A 23,097-nucleotide genomic window follows, 5' to 3' on the forward strand; every position below is an offset into this window, starting at 1 on the left:
CAACTACGCGATTGGGCAAAATTCCGCGTATCCACATTCCATGAAACGAGGACACCCGTGAAGGTCCATTTCCGCATAAGCCAAAACCCGCTCGCGCGCACCAGATGAGTGGCCGGGGATTAACAAACTCGAAGTAACTGCGTGCGGTAGTGTTGCGAAAAACTAAGCTCGTATGCAGGTCCAATCACGAAGTCTTTAAGAGACGCTGAAGAGCTATGACCAGCTTGATCTGGATGCATAAGGCCGAACCCGATCTCCAGATCGCTCCTCGACTCAGCATCGCCACTTCCAAACTCGTAGCTGACGGAGTCACTCGGCGCCCCCCGTACCAAGCTGAGCACAGCATGGGAATCTGGCAAGTCATCAGCTACCCGCTCAGAAAACTGCTGAAGCGTTGGTTCCGCCAGGACGTAAAGCCATGCTTCGTTGTCAGTGGTAGTTGAACGACGCAGGATCCGTCCTAGAACTTGTCGGTAGTATAATTCGGTCCTGATCCGACTCAGGTGACAGCACACCTGTAACCTAGGGATATCCGTCCCTTCACTGATCATCCCAACAGCGACTATCCAAGGACAACTGCTGTAGCGAAAGTCGTTGATTACCTGCTGAGCATTGGGAGTCTTGTTGGTTACGACTTGGCACATCTCACCTTGGTGCCGGAGCATAGCCGCGATCTGATGGGCATGTTCAATGTTCGTTGCTACCACTAGGCCGCCGGCGTCAGGCTTCACCTCGCGAATCGAATTAAGCTTGTTACACCCCAAGAGCAGTAGCTGCTTGAGAATATCCTCATGACATAAAAGATCTTCGTAGGACACAGGAGAGTCGGCCAAAAGCCTGGCTATGTTTGGGAAAATCGTGACCGTATTCTCGCTTGCAACGGCCTCAGAAAACCTAACCATTTGATTGTCAAGAATGACTATCCGAGGCGATCGACAAACTTGGTCCGCGATTGCCTCTGGCAATCCATATCGATAATCGCAGATAAGATTTGCCTCAGGCGTGGAATAGCGTGCCAAGGCGATTGCCTTTTGATCAGATCGCCAAGGAGTACCCGAAAGTGCAAGCGTGCATGCTGCGCGATCTTGAACTCTCTGAATGATCTGTTGGCCCCAAGCATTGCTTAACAGCGCATCGTGGCCTGCACAGTGATGTATCTCATCAAATACGGCGAATATACGATGCTCATCGAAGAGCCTCCAAAACGCCTCATCCCGATACTCCATACCTTGATAGGTACACACAGCACCCACAGCGCCGATTAACCCATCAAGCCGTCTCCCGAGCACTTCGGCAAACGTCCGACGGAAGCCATCTACCACTTGTCGAGATGGAGCGAAACAAAGGATCAAATCAATTTCATTGCGCTCGAGCAGCACCTTGGCTAGCTCTGCTGCCATTCGCGTTTTTCCCGAACCTGGTGTTGCTTGGCAGAAGAAGTGAGGGTTACCGCGATAGTGCTCAAGCGCGGTTTCTATACATTCCCTTTGCCACTCTCGAAGAGATTTTGTCATGCCGCGGCAATTGCCTTGAGCGAGTTTTCAAGCGCACGAAGATGCCCCAGCAACCGAGAGCTGCGGTCTCGAACCTCATGGTATTCGCCTTGAAGCCGGGCTCTTAAAACAGGGATCTCCTCAAAGAGCTGTTTGTAACGCTCCGTTTCCCCCATTGAGGACAGGAGGTCTAGGCGAGTCTCTTTTAGCATTTCTTGAAGACGGCCTTGGTCGTCCGATTCATTTTGTGCTGATCGTGTTGGCAGCTCGACCAACGGACCTTCAACGCTTTCAGAGTGAAAAGGGGATGAGTTGTCAGGTCTTTGAAATCGGGAAGCAACCAGCACAAGGTTTATATGGGCCGGCATTTCCAACAGATGGAAGAGCTGTCCACGCTTACTGAGTTTCGGCGACTTCACAACCCAGCCGGCACGAATCAGTCGACGGATTTGCTCATAAACGTAAATCCGAACTGCGCCCAGCTCATAGCCAGGGAAGTCTAGAGTCGCTGCATAGGCATCTCGAAGCTGGCGAGTCGTGAACCGCTGATGTATTTCTTGGCAAAGCAAGTCGTACAACTGCCTGTCGAATTCGAATGAATCATGTTTCATGCAGGCACCCAGAGTTCCGCGAACAAAAATACGGATTATAGTCCGTGGCTGATTCGTCCGCAAACGCCCGATAGTGCTGCCTCAAGCAGGTTGAGGCAGCTATGGGGAAATTGGCGAAGGCCTTGGGAACGAAGATACGGGAAGCAAGGAAGGCTAAGGGCTTGTCCCAAGACGTCCTAGCTCTCGTCTGCAAGGTTGATCGTAGCTATATGGGGCGCATCGAACGTGGAGAGGTAAACATAACGGTCGAGAAGCTTTATCAGATTGCTTTGAGCCTAGGGTGTGAACCAGGGTCACTTCTGCCGACAGCCAAAGATGCTAGCGATTGATAAGGTCAGGAATTGCCCCCTAGCAACCTCATTGAGGTAGAGACAAACCTTGACTTTAAGGATGCAACCTAACCTGAAAAGGCTTGATTTGGCGCTCCGCCAACTCTAACTCCCTTACGCGTTCCCATAGCTGTAGATTTTGTGTGAGGACCCGGTCGCGCTGCGCACGAACAGTTGCTAATTCAGTCGCCAAGGCATCAAGCTTATCTTCCAAACTGTCAATTTTTTTAGTGTTTGAATGACTGCCCCCCCGATTTGCCTCTGCACGAAAAGCCTCAATCCTGGCTAATATGGGCAAATGTGCGTTACGAGATTTCTTGAGGTAGCCACGATCAAATCCGGCTTCGAAACTTACAATGCTCGCGGTGATTTTCGAACGAGATAAGCCTACATGCTCCGCCACAACTGGCCTGCCTTCGAGAAGGCGCTGCAACGCCTCTTCACACTCAAGCAAACCACGACCAACTACTTTATTAGAACGCATAGCTACACATCCTTATCAATAAAGCGCGCCTTAAAGCTCAGGAGTCGTTCAAGATCCCCATTGGCTACTTGATATTCTCCCGAACCATAAGAATATAGCGTTAACTCTTCAGTCATAGCCTCAATGGCATGGCCAACTTTTTCAGGCTGTATTATTGCGCCTTCACATATCAAACATTCTGTGAAATCACCAAGCAAAAAATAATCACATCGACCAACCTTAGAACAACCACCTAAAAAAGTTGGCCGATAGCTAATCTCGCAATTCTTCACACGAATCAAAGTGTCTGCCCTAACATCCTCAATGCATACTTCACCATTCTTCAAACGAGCTTTCTGTTTCTCAATATAAGACCCCGTGCCTCCGAACAATGGTGCTTCCCTGAACAGCACATCGGACAGCAGTTGATTCGCAACAGCCATCGGCATCCCCATCTGAAACTCCAACGCAACATGCGAGTTGGGCAAGACAAAGCCATTACTTTTCGGATCGTAGTATCCAAAAATAGTCTTTAGATTTTGAAACCCATTACTGTAATAGCGAGCCATTTCGAGAGTCACTTGTTTGTATTGCGACTTCAAACTGGGCAACGAAATAAATCCACTATTGCTACCATAGAAAGCTAATGAACGGCGAAACTGGTGACCTGTCAGCGGCCAAGAACGACCTACCGCAAACTCTGGCTCACTGTAAAAGTCACGCTTCGTATCAGTTTGCGCCAACTCCTGTATGTCAGAAAGCTCAATCCTGACACCTTCTATTAGAGGAATTTTATTATAAAAATTCCCTAACTTCCCCACACCAACATCGGTATTGCGTTTTCGAAGGACTGCGGGATTTAGAAATAATGGACAGTCATTATCCACATCAATTTTATAGATACTTGCTAGTCCTCGACAAATTGCCTGCGCAATTTTTACAGCCTTGACAACTTCGCTCGGCGCGAACCACGATTCTGATTTTTTGTACCCTGTAAATTTTGTGGTCGTCGACAGAACTGAGACTGATCTCGCCAAGTCGCGAGTCACTCCATTATCATCAACGACCTCCTTTAAATAGATCTCATCAGACAAACAATCATACTGCATGCGCAGCACCTCTTGCTCTCTCATGCCTGTGTATAAGTGAATTACGTTTTTTACAATGTATTGCATTTTCAATAGCGCAGGGCTCAACCCTCTTTTATGAGAACAAGAAAAAACTCCAGAAAAAACCTCATTCAGACAATGAGCCTGAAGCACCTCAGTCATAATTGGTCTGTAATTAGCCTTTCCGCCAGGCAACAGACTTTTCTGAACATCATGAGCGAGCCCATAGAATTCATCGCAAAACTTAGATACAAAGCACTCCAGGCTTTCTACGCCTCGGTGAATCTGATCAAGCATATCTTGGAGAACGTTTATTAGCTCCAAATAGATCCTAGTTGGAATAACCGGATGTTGATTAGGCTCATGTCGACGCAATTCAATATCACGCGAACTAATAACGCGATAACCCAATCGATCATCACCAACAGAAATTAAATTGGCAAGCAAAGCTGATAGCATTTGCGGAAAATGTGGCTGCGCCCTCTCAGCAATAAACGCTGCCAAATAGACCGGGGTACTGAAAAGTTGTTGCAAGGACAACACACCAACTAAAGGCTTTTGGATTTGCTCATAACAAAACAACACCGCGCTCCGCAAAACCACCCAGCGCTGCTCTAATGTCTTTGCACTCAACCGCCCCAGACGACCACCTCCTGCGAAATATGCAAGACAATAGATAATGTATTTCACCTCATCGATCAACGCTTTGTTTTCGGGACCAATCGACTTTAAAATCTTATCAAATCTAAACTTCGTGACCCTCGTCGCTCCAAGTCGATATGGATTAAAGTCCCATATCCACTCTTTATATATTGCCGTTGGCGTACCATGTTTATTTCGACACAGAACAAACTCAGATGAGGGTTTAAAGTTTATATCCAGCATTGCAGCATCAGGAGCAACGGCACCCAAATTACCCATGGCGGCATATAAACCACTTACCGCAGAGGCACTCAAAATACAACCCCCATTGCTTCATAGCGTTGCAGGCGTCGCTCCCAAAATGGCGTTAGCACCCCAAGATTAAATACTTTATTCCTCATGGCAGATACTAACTGCGAAACAGACTCCGAGCGATTTGCAATTGCCTCTAAGATAAACTCGACCCGAATGGATAAGTCCTTATAGAGTACTTCTGCGTGACCACTATCCTGAGCAGTATTGCGTACAGCGTTAACCACATAATGGAGACTTAATAACTTATGAATATCATCTTCATCGGCGTGACAGAAATAATGAGTGCAATACAAACAGCCGTACTGATTACGACAATTCGGCTGAATCACCGGTGCTTCGGTATCGCTGACGGGAACTGGAAACCTGAACGAGTCACAATGACCAACGGCAATTGAGTCAAGTTTATCTGACGCTGTAACACTTCGCTCACGTACCATTTGAGCAGCTTTACGCACTGAATCCCAGTAAGTACCAAACTCACTTTCCTGCTGTTCAACAGTGGCTTCTGAGTACGACGAAATATTCACCCCACTGGAATGATTTAACGCCCGCGCAACTGTTTCCAGGGAGTACTTAGCCGCGTGATGAGCGGAACTTTTATGCTTACGCGCCTTGTTATAGGTTATTTTTGGATATTTGCCATCTACAAAAACGCCCGAAATCGATGAGTAAAACCTAGTTGCCGCAGCCCCGGCATCAAGATCAGAAAATGATAGACAAACAGCGCCTTTAGAAATCTTTATCTTGAAAAACAATCTATCAACATATTCTCCATTGAGAATCCAATCACGCAACTTAAAATACTCTCGAAGCAGTGTTAACCCTTTTTTTCGCCCTAAGACATATCCGGTCATCTTTCCTCTAGCACGAAATTTTACAGCCGTTAATTCTTTCTTCAATACTGACTTATCAATCCCCAGAGCATCCTCATAACTAAACTGTTCCAGTTCAGTAGGTGATGCACCTGTCATCAACATAAAAAGAGAAATATATGCTTTTACAGCAAAGGCGGCCATTTGCAACCGGACATAATTACGAGATTCAGAATTAGCAAATTCTACGCTAGCCTGCGCATCTGCTATAGCACGCTCTGCTTCACAAAGCCTAATTGTCTGACCTCTTCCAGCATATTTGGACATGTATTCTTCGACTGTTGCAACACGTCTTTCTGCCACGTTATAACAATCATGCCCCTGTCGAAAAGGACTATTCATTCCACCATTAGAAGGAAACTTAACAACTTCATAATTTCTTATCCGGACTACGCATGGAAATGGCTCTTGCTCAAGAATAAAATTACTGTAATCACGCGCAATGGCAATACATACGTCCGTAAAAAAGTGTACATCGGATTCTCTAGGCGGCTTTATTGCTTTTCTTTGCCTAGCAATTGGCACGGCACTACGAACTACATAATCCACTACTGATGAAAACTGGAGTCCAATTATGAACTGTAAGGTCTTCTGACATTTAGCGGCATGCTGAGGAGCAAAATCCCCTTTTCTGATTGAATCATTAAGATAAGATGTGTAGTCAGCGTATGCTCTAGATGCACAACTTACATCAGTAAAAACCTCCACATAACCATTGGCATTTAACCAATTCACGACAATGTGCAACACTCTAAACTGGGTTACTATCGAATTATCGCGCAAACCTATTAGAGAATCGAGGAGCTTCACCACTAGCTCACGCCTACTTTCCACAAGAGATGACTCGACAACCGATATAGTACCGGCATTGTCAAACTCCCTCGATCTAGCTTCGCCTCGCGTTGCATATGCGATACTCCCAATATCGATAGGCGACTTATACCCCTTTGCATTGGCAAGCTTTAGACGCAAGCGCTCCGGAAACACATGCTCCTGACTGATTTCATCTACCGTGATGACTTTTGTTTCACGAAATGACCAATCAACATGACTATTCATCTTGAGCACTCAGTATAAAACTTGAATAACTACCTAAAAATAGACTAGCCTCAAACTTTTCCTGCGCGACAGTTTTCTGAGGAAGCATCTTGAATAGTTGAAGGTAATGCTCTGTCATCTCTCGTGTGGCGTGGTGCATTCGCTCCATTATAAAATCAATATCATCTCCTGGACGCATAAGCCCCACAACAATAAGGGCCTGCAATCTTTGATAGAGCTGAAACCCAAAAGTCGCACGCAACCAGTGATACGAAAAGTCCTGAGGGTACTTATCAGATGTCTTTTGCAATATTTTTCGCTTTATTGTGTCTGTGACTTGGCCAATGGGTCTAGATTTGACAATAGGGTAGCGCGGATCATCTTTTGCCATGTAATAACACCCTCCCTGATCAGATAAAAAGACGTACATATCCTCGTCTTTTATCTGTATATTTGGGTAATATAAAGACAGAGCGGTTCTAAACTTATCTCGCCGTTGCCTCATCATCGGACTATCTCCAAGCACCCGTAACTCCTCAGCAAGTTGCTTTGGCACGTGCAAACGTTGGCTACGGTCTTTCTTGGTATCCATCCCTGTGCCTGGACCGGCATGTAACAGATAGGTGCCATCTAACTGCAGCCTTTCTGAAATGAACCCTTTTAGATGCTTTAACCGCATCGTAAGCACGGTCTGCTTACGGGCGCCAGTCATCAAAGCCGTCAACAGTATAAGACGTTCTAGTGCTGACCACTCCTCACCTTCAATAACCTTCAAAAACTCAGCCAGCTCAACATTAGACAAAGGACGAAGATCTTCGTTGTCCTCTCGCACATACCCTATTGATACCAGCCTTCCTGGAACCGTTGATTTAGTTTGACTACGCTTTTCAGCCGTAATCACCCTAGCGGCCCCGTAAGCATTTTTAATTAAAAATTTTACCTCCTTGACTGTATCTACTCGCTGCAAGTCAATGTCATGCCAATTGGCACAAACAAATCTATAGAAATCAAATACCACGCCTGTGTATTGATTTACGACTGCCGAACTACGCCCACTATGATTTATCAAATTAGCAAAATACTTATATGTAGGTCTCAACACAGGGCGACGCCCCGAAAAGTCGAGCCAGTTAAGTCCTTCGCTTTCACAGTAGATCAAGTAGTCTAATAATTTGCTGGCTCGACGGCGCAGATCATCGGTAGGCCTATTGCTTAACGTTTTATTTTCAATCAAGGATAAAAGGTATGAATTGGCTTCATGCCAAGGCTCACCTTCCTTATGAAACAGAAACGGGAGATTGTAGATATCTCCCGAGGTAAACGAAGAGCCGATTTCCTCAACCTGGTAGAGCTGTTTGGTTTCAGCCCCTTCAAGTACCGATTTAATTGAGTCAACGGGCTGGATACCGACATGCAGGGTCGCGAAGGCGCTCTGCGCGTGAGGGATGAGAACGAGGCGACCTTCGTAACGCCGATTTGAGTAGGACATGACTCACCCTCAAAGGACTGAGTCAACCCTAGATGTTAAGCGCTAAAAATCAAGGCTTCTTGTCAATGTCTTTCTTGTTAAGCGATTCGACCCAAGGGTCTAACTTATGGAATACAGTAATGAGTTGGTCAACCAAAACCTGCTCGAACAACTCGCCGACTTGGGTTATCCGCCGCTGCACAATGGCGTGCGCCCTGCTCTCTCAGCGCTGGAACTCGTTGAGTTTCGCGACATCCATCAGCGCAGCCTGCGCATTGAGCTTGCCCCCTTACTGCCAGCTGAAGGCGACGTCGCCCTCGGCTGGCTGATGAGCCTCACAGACTTGAGCAAAGAGCGCGAAGCGCAGCAGCACCGCGAAACCATGCTGCGCTTCCTGTCCCATGACCTGCGTGCGCCGCACTCGGCGATCCTGGCGTTGCTGGATGTGCATAACGGTGAGTCGCCGGTGTTTGCTCAGATCGAGCAACAGGTCAGGCGTGCGCTGAGCCTGACGGAATCCTTCGTGCAACTGGCCAAAGCCGAGGCCGATGGCTACCAGTTTCAGCCCACGCTGTTTGCCATGCTGGTTATGGATGCTTTCGATCAAGTGGCGGTCATTGCCCAACTTAAAGGCATTCAACTGGTTCATGACCTGGACGAGGCCGATGAGGGCATGGTCTGCGCCGACCAGTCGCTGCTGACCCGCGCGTTATTCAACGTGCTGGAGAATGCGATCAAGTATTCCCCTTCCGGCACCACCGTCACCTTGAGCCACGGCAGCGCGCAAGGGTGGCTGGAATGCCGTATCAGCGATCAAGGACCTGGCATTGCGCCAGAGGATTTACCGGAGTTGTTCAGCCAGTACCGACGCTTTGACTCGGCGCAAGGCAGTGAGGGCCTTGGGTTGGGATTGACCATGGTCAAAGCGGTGGTGGAGCGCCATGGCGGTCGCATTCTGTGTGAAAGCCAAGTGGGTAAAGGCTCAACCTTCAGCGTGCAATTGCCGCTGCTCGAGGATTGAAAAACGCACTTTTTTACTGTGCATAAAAAACCGGTCACAAGGACCGGTTTTTTTATGCGGAAAAAACTTATGCACGTTTTTCGCGATTTTATGAGCTTGAGAAATATGTAAGTAAATCAGCTTGTTATGAAGCAAAAACGTCAATTCGCCAACAAACCGTACACAGGTTATCCACAGATCACTAAATCGCCGGTGTCTCGACTACAACGGGCTCAGGCGGCAGCGAACCCATGGCGCGTTGCTGCGCTTCATTCCACGCCTGTGCGCGGTCATTGAGTGCGGCAATGGCCCGTGGTCCTTCACCTTCTGCGTACATGGGCTCGCCAATGACCACGGTGATCGTGCCTTCGCGCTTGGCCCAACCGGTCTTCGGCCAGAACTTGCCGGCGTTATGCGCAATCGGCAGCACGGGCAGATGGGCGTTGACCGCCAATGCAGTACCGCCGCGTGAGAACTTGCCCACGGTGCCATACGGCACACGCGTACCTTCCGGGAAGATAAGCACCCAAACGCCATCCTTAAGCAGCTCGTCACCCTTCTTGGCCACGTGCTTGAGCGCCGCCTTGGGGTTGTCACGGTCAATGGCGATCGGTCGCAGCATGGCCATTGCCCAGCCGAAGAACGGCACGTACAGCAGCTCACGCTTAAGCACCTGGCTCAGAGGCGAGAAGTACGCCGACAGAAAGAACGTTTCCCACGTGCTCTGGTGATTCGACAGAATCACGCAGGGCTGGTCCGGGACGTTTTCAGCGCCCTTGATCTCGAAACGAATGCCCAGGAATACCTTGGTCAGCCACAACGCACAGCGGCACCAATAGACGTTGATAAAGCGATAGCGCGCCTTGAATGGCAGGAACGGCGCGATAAAAAAGCTCAGGGTGCACCACAGAAACGAACTGGTGCCCAGCAGCAGGTAAAAGAAGAAGGTTCTGATGGCCTGCAAAATCGACATGGCAGCATTTACCGTTGCGGGACATGGCCCGCCTGCTAAAAGCACACTCCCGAGCAATCCTTGTTCAGGAAGTCGAGGGCGGCTAGTTGTTAATAAGTTCTGCGGCAACCGCCGCCAGATCGTCAAAAATCAGAGTGCCTACCGGCAGGTTTTTCGCCTGGGTCTTTTCGCCTTTCCCGGTCTTAACCAAAACTGGCTGAGAGTCGACGGCTTTGGCCGCCTCCAGGTCACCGAGGCTGTCCCCGACGAACCATAGCCCAGCTAACGGCACCTTGTAATGTTCTGCAATGGTTTTCAACATGCCAGGCTTGGGTTTGCGGCAATCGCAGCCCTCATCCGGCCCGTGGGGGCAGTACACCACCAGCCCCACCTCACCGCCCTGCTCGGCCACCAGCGTGCGCAAACGCGCGTGCATGGCGTCCAGGGTGGCGATGTCGTAATAACCGCGGGCGATGCCGGACTGGTTGGTGGCGATGGCCACCGTCCAGCCGGCTTTGCTCAACTGCGCGATGGCCTCGATCGAGCCGGGCAGTGGAATCCATTCCGCCACCGACTTGATGTAAGCGTCGGAGTCGTAATTGATCACCCCGTCCCGATCAAGAATCAGCAGTTTCAACATGATCAGCCCAGTACGGAAATGTCAGCGATGTTGATGAACAAACCGCGCAAGCGTGCCAGCATGGCGTAGCGGTTTTTCCGCACGCCAGCATCTTCGGCATTGATCATCACCGCTTCAAAGAACGCATCCACCGGCTCACGCAAGGTGGCCAGGCGCGCCAGTGCTTCGGCGTAGTTGCGTTCGGCAAGCAGCGGCTTCACGGCGTTTTCCGCTTTGGCGATGGCCGAGTTCAACGAGAACTCCTTGGCATCGGCAAACAGGCCTGGGTCGACTTCGGCATTGCCGAGGTTGTCGGCCTTGCTCAGCAGGTTCGACACACGCTTGTTCACGGCGGCCAGGGCATCGGCTTCCGGCAGCTTGCGGAAGGCTTGTACGGCCTGTACCCGCTGGTCGAAGTCCAGTGCCGAACCTGGTTGCAGGGCACGTACCGACAGGTAGACGGAAACGTCCACGCCTTCGTCTTCATAACGCGCACGCAGGCGGTCGAACACGAATTCCAGCACTTGCTCGGCCAGGCCGGCTTGCTTGACCTTGGTGCCAAACTGGCCGACTGCAAACACCACGGCCTGGGTCAGGTCGAGGTCGAGCTTTTTGTCGATCAGGATACGCAGCACGCCCAGGGCCGCACGGCGCAGGGCATACGGATCTTTGCTGCCGGTAGGCAACATGCCGATACCAAAGATACCGACGAGGGTGTCCAGCTTGTCAGCGATGGCCACGGCCGCACCGGTCAAGGTGCTTGGCAGCTCAGCACCGGCGCCGCGCGGCATGTACTGCTCGTTCAGTGCCAGGGCCACATCGTCCGGCTCGCCGTCGTTGAGGGCGTAGTAGTAACCGGCGACGCCTTGCATCTCCGGGAACTCGCCGACCATTTCGGTGGCCAGGTCGCACTTGGACAGCAAGCCTGCGCGGGCTGCCCAGGCAGCGTCACCGCCAATGCGTGGGGCAATGTAGGCGGCCAGCTTGGAAACGCGCACGGCCTTGTCGTAGACGCTGCCGAGTTTTTCCTGGAACACCACGTTTTGCAGGCGCAGGTTGAAGTCTTCGAGCTTCTGCTTCTTGTCTTGCTTGAAGAAGAATTCGGCGTCAGTCAGACGCGGGCGCACGACTTTCTCGTTACCGGCGATGATCTGTTGCGGGTCTTTGCTTTCGATGTTGGCCACGGTGATAAAACGCGGCAGCAACTTACCGTCCACATCCAGCAGGCAGAAATACTTCTGGTTGTCCTGCATGGTGGTGATCAGCGCTTCTTGCGGCACGTCGAGGAAACGCTCCTCGAACGAGCACACCAGCGGCACCGGCCATTCAACCAGCGCGGTCACTTCGTCGAGCAGACTTGGCGGCACGATGGCGGTGCCTTCCTGCAGGCGAGCCAGCTCTTCGGTGCGCTTGCTGATCAGCTCACGGCGCTCGTTGGCATCGGCCAGTACGTAAGCGGCACGCAGGTCGGCGGCATAGTTGGCGGGCGAGGTGATACGCACGGCTTCTGGGTGATGAAAGCGGTGACCACGGGAATCACGGCCAGACTTCTGGGCGAGGATCGTGCAGTCGATGACTTGGTCACCGAGCAACATCACCAGCCACTGAGTTGGGCGCACGAACTCTTCCTTGCGAGCACCCCAGCGCATGCGCTTGGGAATAGGCAAGTCGTTCAGCGAGTCTTCAACGATGGTCGGCAACAGGCTCGCCGTTGGCTTGCCGGTGATGACTTGGCTGAAGCGCAGTTTCGGGCCGCTCTGGTCGATCTCGCTCAGCTCAACGCCACACTTCTTGGCAAAACCAAGGGCGGCTTGAGTCGGATTGCCTTCAGCGTCGAAAGCTGCCTGACGCGGCGGGCCGTCGAGGTTGATGCTGCGGTCCGGCTGCTGGGTTTCCAGCGCGGTCAGCAGCACCGCCAGGCGACGTGGCGCGGCGTAGACTTTTTTCGCGGCGAACTTCAAACCGGCGCTGTGCAGGCCTTTTTCGATACCGGCCAGGAACGCATCGGCCAGGGTATTGAGTGCCTTGGGTGGCAGCTCTTCGGTGCCCAGTTCAACCAGGAAATCTTGAGCACTCATTGTGCAGCCTCCAGCTTAGCCAACACTTCATCACGCAGGTCCGGGGTAGCCATCGGGAAGCCCAGCTTGGCGCGAGCCAACAGGTAGGCTTGGGCGACGGAACGCGCCAGGGTGCGTACACGCAGGATGTATTGCTGGCGCGCGGTCACCGAGATGGCACGGCGGGCGTCCAGCAGGTTGAAGGTATGGGACGCCTTCAACACCATTTCATAGCTCGGCAACGGCAGCGGCTGGTCGAGTTCGATCAGGCGCTTGGCTTCGCTTTCATAGAAGTCGAACAGTTCGAACAGCTTGTCGACGTTGGCGTGTTCGAAGTTGTAAGTGGACTGCTCCACTTCGTTCTGGTGGAACACGTCGCCGTAGGTGACTTTGCCGAACGGGCCGTCAGCCCACACCAGGTCGTAGACCGAATCCACGCCTTGCAGGTACATGGCCAGGCGCTCAAGACCGTAGGTGATCTCGCCGGTCACCGGGTAGCACTCGATGCCACCGGCTTGCTGGAAGTAAGTGAACTGCGTCACTTCCATGCCGTTGAGCCAGACTTCCCAGCCCAGGCCCCAGGCGCCCAAAGTTGGCGATTCCCAGTTGTCTTCGACGAAACGGATGTCGTGTACCAGTGGGTCCAGGCCGACATGTTTCAGCGAGCCCAGGTACAGCTCCTGGAAGTTGTCCGGGTTCGGCTTCAGTACCACTTGGAACTGGTAGTAGTGCTGCAGACGGTTCGGGTTTTCGCCGTAGCGGCCGTCAGTCGGGCGACGACTGGGCTGCACATAAGCGGCGTTCCAGGTTTCCGGGCCGATGGCCCGCAGGAATGTTGCGGTGTGGAAAGTGCCGGCGCCTACTTCCATATCGTAGGGCTGAAGTACCACACAACCTTGCTCGGCCCAGTATTGCTGGAGGGCGAGGATCAAGTCTTGGAAGGTACGCACGGCTGGCGTAGGCTGGCTCACGAAATTCACCTGTTACTTGGGCTGCGATTTAAAGAGCGGGAGTATACCCGATTCGGCCCTGCCACCACTCCCTGGAGCCTTATGCCACGCTGCTTTTGGTGTTCTGAAGATCCGCTGTACATGGCTTATCACGATCAGGAGTGGGGAACGCCGCTGCGCGATGCGCAGGGCTTGTTCGAGTTGCTTTTGCTCGAAGGGTTCCAGGCGGGCCTGTCCTGGATCACCGTTTTACGCAAACGCGAGCATTATCGAAAGGTCTTGTTCGGCTTTGATGCGCAGCGTTTGGCGCTGTTGACCGATGAAGAGATCGAAGCGCTGATGCTCGACCCAGGCATCGTGCGCAATCGCCTCAAGCTCAACGCCACTCGCCGCAATGCTGCCGCCTGGCTGGCGCTGGAGGACCCGGTGGGCCTGCTCTGGTCGTTTGTCGGCGGCGTGCCCAAGGTCAATCACTTTACCGATCGCAGCCAAGTCCCGGCGATTACGCCTGAGGCCGAAGCCATGAGCAAAGCGTTGAAAAAGGCCGGTTTTACCTTCGTCGGCCCGACCATCTGCTACGCGTTCATGCAGGCTTCGGGCATGGTCATGGACCACACTCAGGACTGCGACCGTTACGCGGACTTGGCCAACGCCGGTTAGAATGCCCGCTTTGCGCACCACACACGATCAGGAGTGACCTGTGGAAAAGTTTAAAGGCGCCTTGCTGGTAGGCGCTCTCCGGTTGTTTGCCCTGCTGCCCTGGCGCGCTGTCCAGGCCGTCGGCACGGCGATTGGCTGGCTCATGTGGAAAACCCCCAACCGCTCCCGCGACACGGTGCGGATCAACCTCTCCAAATGCTTCCCGGACATGGACCCGGCTGCCCGCGAGCGTCTGGTGGGCCAAAGCCTGATGGACATTGGCAAGTCGCTGACCGAAAGCGCCTGCGCCTGGATCTGGCCGGCGCAGCGCTCCATCGACCTGGTGCGCGAAGTCGAAGGCCTGGAAGTGCTGCATGAGGCATTGGCCTCAGGCAAAGGCGTGGTCGGCATTACCAGCCACCTGGGCAACTGGGAAGTGTTGAACCACTTCTATTGCAACCAGTGCAAACCGATCATTTTCTACCGCCCGCCCAAGCTCAAGGCGGTGGATGAGTTGCTGCAAAAGCAGCGCGTACAACTGGGTAACCGTGTGGCGGCTTCCACCAAGGAAGGCATCCTCAGCGTGATCAAAGAAGTGCGCAAAGGTGGCCAAGTGGGCATTCCCGCGGACCCCGAGCCGGCAGAATCTGCCGGGATCTTCGTGCCGTTTTTCGCCACCCAGGCGCTGACCAGCAAGTTTGTGCCGAACATGCTCGCAGGCCATAAAGCCGTCGGCGTGTTCCTGCATGCCCTGCGGCTGCCGGACGGTTCGGGTTACAAAGTGATTCTGGAAGCGGCGCCGGAAGATATGTACAGCACCGACACCGCCACCTCCTGCGCGGCGATGAGCAAGGTGGTGGAGCGTTATGTCGGCGCCTACCCGAGCCAGTACATGTGGAGCATGAAGCGCTTCAAGAAACGCCCGCCCGGTGAAGAGCGTTGGTACTGATTTACCGCTGAACTCAAGACCATTGAGGATCTGATGTGGGAGCTGGCTTGCCTGCGATGCAGGCAACTCGGTTTTTCAGCCATACCGAGGTGATGCTATCGCAGGCAAGCCAGCTCCCACAGGGATCGCCTCAGGCTTGGCGGTCGAGTTTCTTCAGGAACACGGTCATCTCTTTTTCGGCCTGTTTGTCGCCATGGGCCTGGGCCGCTTCAATGCCCTTCTCCCACGCCAGCCGTGCTGCGCCACTATCCCCCTGCCCTTGCTGAGCCTTGCCCAACAGCTTCCACGCCGCCGAATACTTCGGATCGAACTCGACGCATTTCTGCAAATGCTCGGCCGCCTTGGCGTTGTCCTTCAAGTCCAGATAACCCTTGCCCAAACCAAAGCGCAGCAATGAATTATCCACACCCTTGGCGAGCATTTTTTCCAGGGATTCGAGCAATTTGTTGTCACCTTGAGCGAAAGAAGGTTGTTGTGGCGAGGGAGCTTGCTCCCGTTGGATTGCGCAGCAGTCCCCCAACATTTTGCGAGCGCTTCGCACTCGAGCGGGAGCAAGCTCCCTCGCCACAGTGAGATATTCCGGCCTAGAAAAAACTCAGCCCCACGTGAAACAGCTTCTCCACATCGCGAATATGCTTTTTATCCACAAGGAACAGAATCACATGGTCACCCGTGGCGATCATCGTATCGTCATGGGCAATGATCACCTCTTCATCACGAATGATCGCGCCGATGGTGGTGCCCGGCGGCAGGCCGATATCGCGGATGGCTTTGCCGATCACCTTGCTCGACTTCGAATCACCGTGGGCAATCGCCTCGATGGCTTCCGCCGCGCCCCGGCGCAGGGAGTGCACGCTGACGATATCGCCACGGCGCACGTGGGCCAGCAAGGTGCCGATGGTCGCCAACTGCGGGCTGATGGCGATGTCGATGTCGCCGCCCTGGATCAGGTCGACATAGGCCGGGTTGTTAATGATGGTCATCACCTTTTTCGCCCCCAGCCGTTTGGCCAGCAACGAGGACATAATGTTGGCCTCGTCGTCGTTGGTCAGGGCCAGGAAAATATCGGCGTCGGCGATGTTTTCTTCCATCAGCAGGTCGCGGTCCGAGGCGCTGCCTTGCAAGACCACGGTGCTGTCGAGGGTGTCGGACAAATGCCGGCAGCGTGCCGGGTTCATCTCGATGATCTTCACCTGGTAGCGGCTTTCGATGGCCTCGGCCAAGCGCTCTCCAATCTGCCCGCCGCCAGCGATGACGATGCGTTTGTAGCTCTCATCGAGTCGACGCATTTCGCTCATCACTGCACGAATATTCGCTTTGGCAGCGATGAAAAATACCTCGTCATCCGCTTCGATCACCGTATCGCCCTGGGGCAGAATCGGCCGGTCGCGACGGAAAATCGCCGCCACGCGGGTCTCCACATTCGGCATGTGTTCGCGCAGCTGGCGCAGTTGCTGGCCCACCAGCGGCCCGCCGTAATAAGCCTTCACCGCCACCAGTTGCGCCTTGCCTTCGGCAAAGTCGATGACCTGCAACGCGCCGGGAATTTCGATCAGGCGCTTGATGTAATGGGTCACCACCTGTTCGGGGCTGATCAGCACGTCCACCGGAATCGCATCGTTGTCGAACAGACCGGCGCGGGTCAGGTAGGCGGCTTCGCGCACGCGGGCGATCTTGGTGGGTGTATGGAACAGGGTGTGGGCGACCTGGCAGGCGACCATATTGGTCTCGTCACTGTTGGTCACCGCCACCAGCATATCGGCATCGTCGGCACCGGCCTGGCGCAGCACCGTCGGGAATGACGCACGGCCTTGCACGGTGCGGATGTCCAGACGGTCGCCCAGGTTGCGCAGGCGCTCGCTGTCGGTGTCGACCACGGTAATGTCGTTGGCTTCGCTGGCCAAATGCTCGGCCAGCGTGCCGCCGACCTGCCCTGCACCAAGGATGATGATCTTCATCCGGTCACTCCCTTAAACCCATTAGCTGCGCGCGGCAGCAATCTTGATCAGTTTGGCGTAGTAGAAGCCATCGTGTCCGCCTTCCTGCGCGAGCAACTGGCGGCCATGGGGCTGCTTGATACCGGCCGCCGTGGCGAGGTCCAGTTCCCGCGCGCCACTGGTGCGGGCGAGGAAGGCTTGGATAACCTCGGTGTTCTCGGTGGGCAAGGTCGAGCAGGTGGCGTAAAGCAGGATGCCGCCGACCTCCAGGGTTGGCCACAACGCATCGAGCAGTTCGCCTTGCAGCACGGCCAGGGCGGCGATGTCGTCGGGTTGGCGGGTGAGCTTGATATCCGGGTGACGGCGGATCACGCCCGTGGCGGAACATGGCGCGTCGAGCAAGATGCGCTGGAACGGTTTGCCATCCCACCACGTGGTGGTGTCGCGGCCGTCAGCGGCGATCAGCTCGGCGCTCAGGCCCAGGCGTGCAAGGTTTTCACGCACCCGCACCAGACGCTTGGCTTCCAGGTCGACGGCGACTACACCGGCCAGGTCTTTTTCGACTTCCAGAATGTGACACGTCTTACCGCCCGGCGCGCAGCAGGCGTCCAGTACGCGTTGGCCTGGGGCCAGGTCGAGCAGGTCGGCGGCCAGTTGTGCGGCTTCGTCCTGCACGCTGATCCAGCCTTCGGCAAAGCCCGGCAAGCTGCGTACGTCGGTGGCTGCTTCCAGCACGATACCGTCGACGCTGTACAAGCACGGCGTGGCGCTGATGCCTGCGTCGGTCAGCAATTGCAGGTAGGCATCACGGCTGTGATGGCGACGGTTGACCCGCAAAATCATCGGCGGGTGCGCATTGTTGGCGGCGCAAATGGCTTCCCATTGCTCGGGCCAGAAGGCTTTCAGGGACTTTTGCAGCCAGCGCGGGTGCGCCGTACGCACCACGGGGTCATGTTCCAGCTCGGCCAGCAGCGCTTCGCTTTCACGTTGGGCGCGACGCAGTACGGCGTTGAGCAAGGCCTTGGCCCACGGCTTCTTCAGCTTGTCGGCGCAACCAACGGTTTCACCGATGGCGGCATGCGCGGGCACACGGGTGTAGAGCAGTTGATACAGGCCGACCAACAGCAGCGCCTCTACATCGGCACCGGCGGCCTTGAACGGCTTTTGCAGCAGCTTGGCCGCCAGTGCCGACAAGCGTGGTTGCCAGCGGGCCGTGCCAAAGGCCAGGTCCTGGGTGAAACCGCGATCACGGTCTTCAACCTTGTCCATTTGCGTAGGCAGCGAACTGTTCAGCGAAGCCTTGCCGTTGAGTACGGCAGCGAGAGCCTTGGCGGCGGCCAGACGCGGGTTCATTGAGCGACCGCCCCGAGAACCGTGCCCAAGGCAAATTTCTCACGACGGCTGTTGAACAGGTCGCCGAAGTTCAGTGCTTTGCCGCCAGGCAATTGCAGGCGGGTCAGGCACAGCGCCTGTTCACCGCAGGCGACCAACAGGCCGTCCTTGCTGGCACCGATGATTTCACCCGGAGCACCTTTGCCATCCGCCAAGGTGGCGGCCAGCACTTTCAAGGCTTCGCCATTGAGGGTGCTGTGGCAGATCGGCCACGGGTTGAAGGCGCGCACCAGGCGCTCCAACTCTACGGCCGGGCGGTTCCAGTCGATGCGGGCTTCGTCTTTGTTCAATTTGTGCGCGTAGGTGGCGAGGCTGTCGTCCTGCACTTCGCCTACCAGCGTACCGGCCGCCAGGCCCGCAATGGCCTGGATCACGGCGGGTGGGCCAAGCTCGGCCAAGCGGTCGTGCAGGCTGCCGCCAGTGTCTTCAGCCGTGATCGGGGTGGCAACCTTGAGCAGCATCGGGCCGGTATCCAGACCCGCCTCCATGCGCATCACGGTCACGCCGCTTTCAAGGTCACCGGCTTCCACGGCGCGCTGGATCGGCGCCGCACCGCGCCAGCGCGGCAGCAACGAAGCGTGGCTGTTGATGCAGCCCAGGCGCGGGATATCCAGCACGGCTTGAGGCAGGATCAAACCGTAAGCCACCACCACCAGCAAATCCGGCTTCAACGCAGCCAGCTCCGCTTGCGCATCGGCGTTGCGCAGCGTTGGCGGTTGCAGCACAGGGATGTTGTGCTCAAGCGCCAGCTGCTTGACCGGGCTCGGCATCAGTTTTTGCCCGCGACCGGCCGGGCGATCCGGCTGGGTGTACACCGCCACGATGTCATAAGGGCTGGCAAGCAGCGCCTTGAGGTGTTCGGCAGCGAATTCGGGAGTGCCGGCAAAAACAATGCGCAGTGGCTCGGTCATGGGAGGTCTCGGTTAAAAACAGTCACAAAAGAAAAAGGCTTGCCGCAGCAAGCCTTTGGAAGAAGGGCATCAAGCTTGCTGGCGATGCTTTTTTTCCAGCTTCTTCTTGATCCGGTCGCGTTTAAGCGTGGACAGGTAATCAACAAACAGCTTGCCGTTGAGGTGGTCGCATTCATGTTGGATGCACACCGCCAACAAGCCTTCGGCGATCAATTCATAGGGCTTGCCGTCACGGTCCAGGGCCTTGATCTTCACGCGCAGCGGGCGTTCGACGTTCTCGTAGAACTCCGGCACCGACAGGCAGCCTTCCTGGTATTCGCCCATCTCTTCGGTCAGCGGTTCGAACTCTGGGTTGATAAACACCCGCGGCTCGCTGCGATCTTCCGACAGGTCCATGACCACGACGCGCTGATGCACGTTGACCTGGGTGGCGGCGAGGCCGATGCCCGGGGCTTCATACATTGTTTCAAACATGTCATCGACCAACTGACGAACCTTGTCGTCCACTACGGCCACCGGTTTGGCGATCGTGCGCAGGCGCGAGTCGGGAAATTCGAGGATGTTCAAAATAGCCATAAGCGTAATTGCTGCACATGTGAGGTAGAGGCAAATCGGCGTTGGGATGGACCCAGACCGCCGGTGTGAAAGGTTCGAAAGCCGCTAAGGCTCTGGCATTTCACGCGAACGTACATAATAAAGGAGATTGACCCCATGAGGAAATCGCTACTCGTCTTGCTGTTGTGGGCGCCGCTCACCATGGCCCTGGTTCCCCAGCCCGCGCCGCGCCTGGAACAGGCCACGCAACAGGTCATCCGCCACTTTTTGCTGCACAACCGCATTTTCGATACACCCCAGGACCTGGACAACGCGCCTTACATTGTTGCCGCCGACGCGGGGCGAGTTTTGGGTGCCAACGGTGAACGCGTGCATGCCCGCGGTAACCTGGACCCGACCCAACCGGACTATGGGATCTTTCGTCGCGGCAAAACCTACACCGACCCGCAAACCCAGGAACTGCTGGGCGTCAATGCCGACGATATCGGCAGCGCACGCTTTGTGATGGCGGGCGACCTCAGCACCCTGGCCGTGCAACGGGTCACCCAGGAAGTGCGCCCGGGCGACCGCTTGCTGCGCGCCGAACCGCCCGTCGAATGGGCCAACCTAGGGGCTACGCCTTTCATCGAAGGGCACATTATCGATATTCCCAAGGGCGTCACCCAGATCGGCGTAATGGATGCCGTGACCTTGAACAAGGGCCGCCGTGACGGTCTGGTCGAAGGCCACCTGCTCACGGTGATCAAGGCCGGCGCAAGCGTTCGCGACAGCCTCACTGGCGCCCCGACCCAACTCCCCGATGAAGATGCTGGCACGCTGCTGGTGTTTCGCACCTACGAAAAACTCAGTTATGGCCTGGTGCTCAGAGCCTCACGTTCGCTGGCGGTGATGGATCGATTCGAGACTGCCCGACAAACGCAATAAATAGCCTGCTAAATAAGTTACCAACAGAGTTATCCACAGCTTGTTCAGATCAAGGACGATCAAATGTATCCGACAAACAGCCCTGAAATTTCCCCTGCAGAACTGGAAGCCCGACTACGCTTGCACAGGCTGCCGGAACTGGGTCCCCAGCTTTTTCGTGTATTGATCGAGGCATTTGGTTCTGCCTCCAAGGCCATCAGCGCACCGGCGAGTGCCTGGCGTTCTCTCGGGTTGCCAGCCATTAGCGCCGATGCCAGGCGCAGCCCTGAAATTCGCGATGGCGCCAGTGCTGCGCTCGCATGGTTGGAGCGCCCGGCCCAGCATTTGCTGATGTGGGACCAGCCTGAGTACCCTGCATTGCTGGCGCAGATTGACGATGCACCGCCGTTATTATTCGTCGCTGGCGAGCCGAACATCCTCGAAAAGCCGCAGTTGGCCATGGTCGGCAGTCGCCGTGCTTCACGCCCGGGGATGGACACTGCCGCCGCCTTTTCGCGCAGCCTGGCGAGCGCCGGTTTTGTCATCACCAGTGGCTTGGCCTTGGGCATCGACGGTGCTGCGCACCAAGCGGCATTAGATGTCGGGGGGCAGACAATCGGCGTGCTCGGCACCGGCCTCGAAAATTTTTATCCACAACGCCACCGCCAGCTCGCAGCGGCGATGATTGCCCAGGGCAGCGCGGTGGTTTCCGAGTTCCCGCTGGACGCCGCGCCCCAGGCCGCCAACTTCCCACGGCGCAACCGGATCATCAGCGGTTTGTCGCTGGGGGTGCTGGTGGTGGAAGCCAGCATCGCCAGCGGTTCGCTGATCACTGCCAAGCTAGCCGCCGAGCAAGGGCGCGAGGTGTATGCGATTCCGGGTTCCATTCATCATCCGGGCGCCAAGGGCTGCCATCAGTTGATTCGCGATGGCGCGACGCTGGTGGAGTCCATCGAGCACATCCTGGACGGCTTGCGCGGCTGGCAGGCGTTGTCCCGCCCTGCACCAATGCCGGTCACCCATCCGCTGGTGGCGCTGCTGCACGCGGCGCCCCATACCAGCGAGGGCTTGGCGATTGCCAGCGGGCGGCCTTTGTCCCACATACTGGCGGCGCTCACTGAGCTTGAGCTTGAAGGGCAGGTGATCTGTGAAAGCGGTCGCTGGCTTGCGCGTGGCCCGCTTATGTAATTAGTTTTTGCAAAGAACATCGGTAAACTGCCCACAGCTTTAGTCCGGAGAGTGAGCAATGGTCAACAGGTGGCGTGTGCTGGAAGCCGCACGAGAAATTCGCGCAGGCGCGGTGATTGCCTATCCGACCGAAGCGGTCTGGGGCCTGGGCTGCGACCCTTGGAATGAAGACGCGGTGGACCGGCTGCTGGCGATCAAGAATCGCTCGGTGGACAAGGGGCTGATCCTGGTGGCGGACAATATCCGCCAGTTCGATTTTCTGTTTGAAGACTTCCCGGACACCTGGATCGACCGCATGGCCAGCACCTGGCCGGGGCCAAATACCTGGCTGGTGCCGCATCAGGGCATGTTGCCGGAATGGGTGACCGGTGTGCATGACACCGTGGCGCTGCGGGTCAGCGATCATCCATTGGTGAGGGATTTATGCGCACAGGTGGGGCCGTTGATCTCCACCTCAGCCAACCCGCAAGGTCGCCCGGCGGCGCGCACGCGCATTCGTGTGGAGCAGTATTTCCGTGGCCAGGTTGACTTGGTACTGGGCGGCGCCCTGGGTGGGCGCAAGAACCCGAGCCTGATTCGCGATTTGGCGACGGGTGAGGTGGTGCGGCCGTCTTGAGACCGAGGCGCGGCCATCGCGGGCAAGCCCGGCTCCCACAGGGGAATGCATTCCAAATGTGGGAGCGGGCTTGCCCGCGATGGGGCCCT

General features: G+C 55.3%; 21 protein-coding genes and 1 pseudogene. 7 read left to right on the forward strand and 15 right to left on the reverse strand.

From position 1 onward, the window contains the following. Positions 1-119: 119 nt before the first annotated feature. Positions 120-1,514, reverse strand: a complete 1,395-nt coding sequence (locus tag P5706_RS33475; protein ID WP_149415257.1) for a DEAD/DEAH box helicase — start codon at positions 1,512-1,514, stop codon at positions 120-122. Then, a complete protein-coding gene (locus P5706_RS33480; protein WP_033896466.1) occupies positions 1,511-2,104 on the reverse strand; it encodes a VspR family transcription factor in 594 nt (197 codons plus the stop codon). Before P5706_RS33480 ends, P5706_RS33475 begins: the two co-directional genes overlap by 4 nt. 101 nt (positions 2,105-2,205) lie before the next feature. Here P5706_RS33480 and P5706_RS33485 point away from each other — a divergent pair, with 101 nt between their 5' ends. Beyond that, positions 2,206-2,433 carry a helix-turn-helix domain-containing protein gene (locus tag P5706_RS33485; protein WP_033896465.1) on the forward strand — a complete coding sequence of 76 codons (228 nt, stop codon included), beginning with the start codon at positions 2,206-2,208 and terminating at the stop codon, positions 2,431-2,433. 55 nt (positions 2,434-2,488) lie between these two features. Here P5706_RS33485 and P5706_RS33490 read toward each other — a convergent pair whose 3' ends face one another. From P5706_RS33490 to P5706_RS33505, 4 genes are read right to left on the reverse strand one after another with little or no spacing between them, the layout of a single operon-like run. Further along, positions 2,489-2,917 carry a hypothetical protein gene (locus P5706_RS33490; RefSeq protein ID WP_033896464.1) on the reverse strand — a complete coding sequence of 143 codons (429 nt, stop codon included), beginning with the start codon at positions 2,915-2,917 and terminating at the stop codon, positions 2,489-2,491. A gap of 2 nt (positions 2,918-2,919) precedes the next feature. After that, the gene (locus P5706_RS33495) at positions 2,920-4,962 is read right to left on the reverse strand and encodes an integrase (protein WP_235378426.1); all 2,043 of its coding nucleotides are present in this window, start codon (positions 4,960-4,962) and stop codon (positions 2,920-2,922) included. Continuing rightward, positions 4,959-6,893, reverse strand: a complete 1,935-nt coding sequence (locus P5706_RS33500) for a hypothetical protein (RefSeq protein ID WP_143519838.1) — start codon at positions 6,891-6,893, stop codon at positions 4,959-4,961. Before P5706_RS33500 ends, P5706_RS33495 begins: the two co-directional genes overlap by 4 nt. Further along, entirely contained in the window at positions 6,886-8,361 is a 1,476-nt protein-coding gene (locus P5706_RS33505) for a site-specific integrase (protein WP_285684822.1), read from the reverse strand. The genes P5706_RS33500 and P5706_RS33505 overlap by 8 nt, the downstream gene beginning before the upstream one ends. Before the next feature lie 112 nt (positions 8,362-8,473). Between P5706_RS33505 and P5706_RS33510 the strand changes: the two are divergent. Then, a pseudogene (locus tag P5706_RS33510) lies at positions 8,474-9,361 on the forward strand (sensor histidine kinase); the annotation flags it as partial. Between the two features lie 181 nt (positions 9,362-9,542). On the opposite strand, the gene P5706_RS33515 reads toward P5706_RS33510, so the two are convergent. From P5706_RS33515 to glyQ, 4 genes are all read right to left on the reverse strand, one after another. Beyond that, positions 9,543-10,313: a lysophospholipid acyltransferase family protein gene (locus tag P5706_RS33515; protein ID WP_200431007.1), complete on the reverse strand. Its 771-nt coding sequence runs from the start codon at positions 10,311-10,313 to the stop codon at positions 9,543-9,545. A gap of 82 nt (positions 10,314-10,395) precedes the next feature. Further along, positions 10,396-10,935 (reverse strand): D-glycero-beta-D-manno-heptose 1,7-bisphosphate 7-phosphatase, encoded by a 540-nt coding sequence (gmhB, locus tag P5706_RS33520; RefSeq protein WP_174245652.1) that lies wholly within the window; start codon positions 10,933-10,935, stop codon positions 10,396-10,398. Next, positions 10,935-12,989, reverse strand: a complete 2,055-nt coding sequence (glyS, locus tag P5706_RS33525; RefSeq protein WP_200431006.1) for a glycine--tRNA ligase subunit beta — start codon at positions 12,987-12,989, stop codon at positions 10,935-10,937. Before glyS ends, gmhB begins: the two co-directional genes overlap by 1 nt. Continuing rightward, positions 12,986-13,939 carry a glycine--tRNA ligase subunit alpha gene (glyQ, locus tag P5706_RS33530; protein WP_003187265.1) on the reverse strand — a complete coding sequence of 318 codons (954 nt, stop codon included), beginning with the start codon at positions 13,937-13,939 and terminating at the stop codon, positions 12,986-12,988. The genes glyS and glyQ overlap by 4 nt, the downstream gene beginning before the upstream one ends. Positions 13,940-14,020: 81 nt before the next feature. Between glyQ and P5706_RS33535 the strand changes: the two genes are divergently transcribed. Next, the gene (locus P5706_RS33535; protein WP_285684826.1) at positions 14,021-14,578 is read left to right on the forward strand and encodes a DNA-3-methyladenine glycosylase I; all 558 of its coding nucleotides are present in this window, start codon (positions 14,021-14,023) and stop codon (positions 14,576-14,578) included. A gap of 40 nt (positions 14,579-14,618) precedes the next feature. Then, complete coding sequence (locus P5706_RS33540; protein ID WP_200431004.1) at positions 14,619-15,506, forward strand: lysophospholipid acyltransferase; 888 nt, start codon at positions 14,619-14,621, stop codon at positions 15,504-15,506. 130 nt (positions 15,507-15,636) lie between these two features. On the opposite strand, the gene P5706_RS33545 is transcribed toward P5706_RS33540, so the two are convergent. The 5 genes from P5706_RS33545 to def form a co-directional block, all read right to left on the reverse strand. After that, positions 15,637-15,948, reverse strand: coding sequence for a tetratricopeptide repeat protein (locus P5706_RS33545; protein ID WP_200431003.1), 312 nt, complete (start codon positions 15,946-15,948; stop codon positions 15,637-15,639). Between the two features lie 142 nt (positions 15,949-16,090). Then, positions 16,091-17,464 carry a Trk system potassium transporter TrkA gene (trkA, locus tag P5706_RS33550; RefSeq protein WP_099550193.1) on the reverse strand — a complete coding sequence of 458 codons (1,374 nt, stop codon included), beginning with the start codon at positions 17,462-17,464 and terminating at the stop codon, positions 16,091-16,093. Between the two features lie 21 nt (positions 17,465-17,485). Beyond that, positions 17,486-18,796: a 16S rRNA (cytosine(967)-C(5))-methyltransferase RsmB gene (gene rsmB / locus P5706_RS33555; RefSeq protein ID WP_285684831.1), complete on the reverse strand. Its 1,311-nt coding sequence runs from the start codon at positions 18,794-18,796 to the stop codon at positions 17,486-17,488. Continuing rightward, on the reverse strand, positions 18,793-19,746 hold the full coding sequence (gene fmt / locus P5706_RS33560; RefSeq protein WP_285684833.1) for a methionyl-tRNA formyltransferase: 954 nt from the start codon (positions 19,744-19,746) through the stop codon (positions 18,793-18,795). Before fmt ends, rsmB begins: the two co-directional genes overlap by 4 nt. A gap of 69 nt (positions 19,747-19,815) precedes the next feature. Continuing rightward, on the reverse strand, positions 19,816-20,322 hold the full coding sequence (gene def / locus P5706_RS33565) for a peptide deformylase (RefSeq protein ID WP_017135146.1): 507 nt from the start codon (positions 20,320-20,322) through the stop codon (positions 19,816-19,818). Between the two features lie 135 nt (positions 20,323-20,457). On the opposite strand from def, the gene P5706_RS33570 reads away from it, so the two are divergent. The 3 genes from P5706_RS33570 (at position 20,458) to tsaC (ending at position 23,008) form a co-directional block, all read left to right on the forward strand. Beyond that, positions 20,458-21,225, forward strand: coding sequence for a peptidoglycan-binding protein (locus P5706_RS33570; protein ID WP_285684835.1), 768 nt, complete (start codon positions 20,458-20,460; stop codon positions 21,223-21,225). Between the two features lie 63 nt (positions 21,226-21,288). Further along, positions 21,289-22,392 carry a DNA-processing protein DprA gene (dprA, locus tag P5706_RS33575; protein ID WP_285684837.1) on the forward strand — a complete coding sequence of 368 codons (1,104 nt, stop codon included), beginning with the start codon at positions 21,289-21,291 and terminating at the stop codon, positions 22,390-22,392. A gap of 58 nt (positions 22,393-22,450) precedes the next feature. Further along, positions 22,451-23,008, forward strand: a complete 558-nt coding sequence (gene tsaC, locus P5706_RS33580; RefSeq protein ID WP_017135149.1) for an L-threonylcarbamoyladenylate synthase type 1 TsaC — start codon at positions 22,451-22,453, stop codon at positions 23,006-23,008. Positions 23,009-23,097 lie beyond the last annotated feature (89 nt).

Source organism: Pseudomonas sp. ChxA (assembly GCF_030263855.1).
GTDB classification, from domain to species: Bacteria; Pseudomonadota; Gammaproteobacteria; order Pseudomonadales; family Pseudomonadaceae; genus Aquipseudomonas; species Aquipseudomonas fluorescens_CB.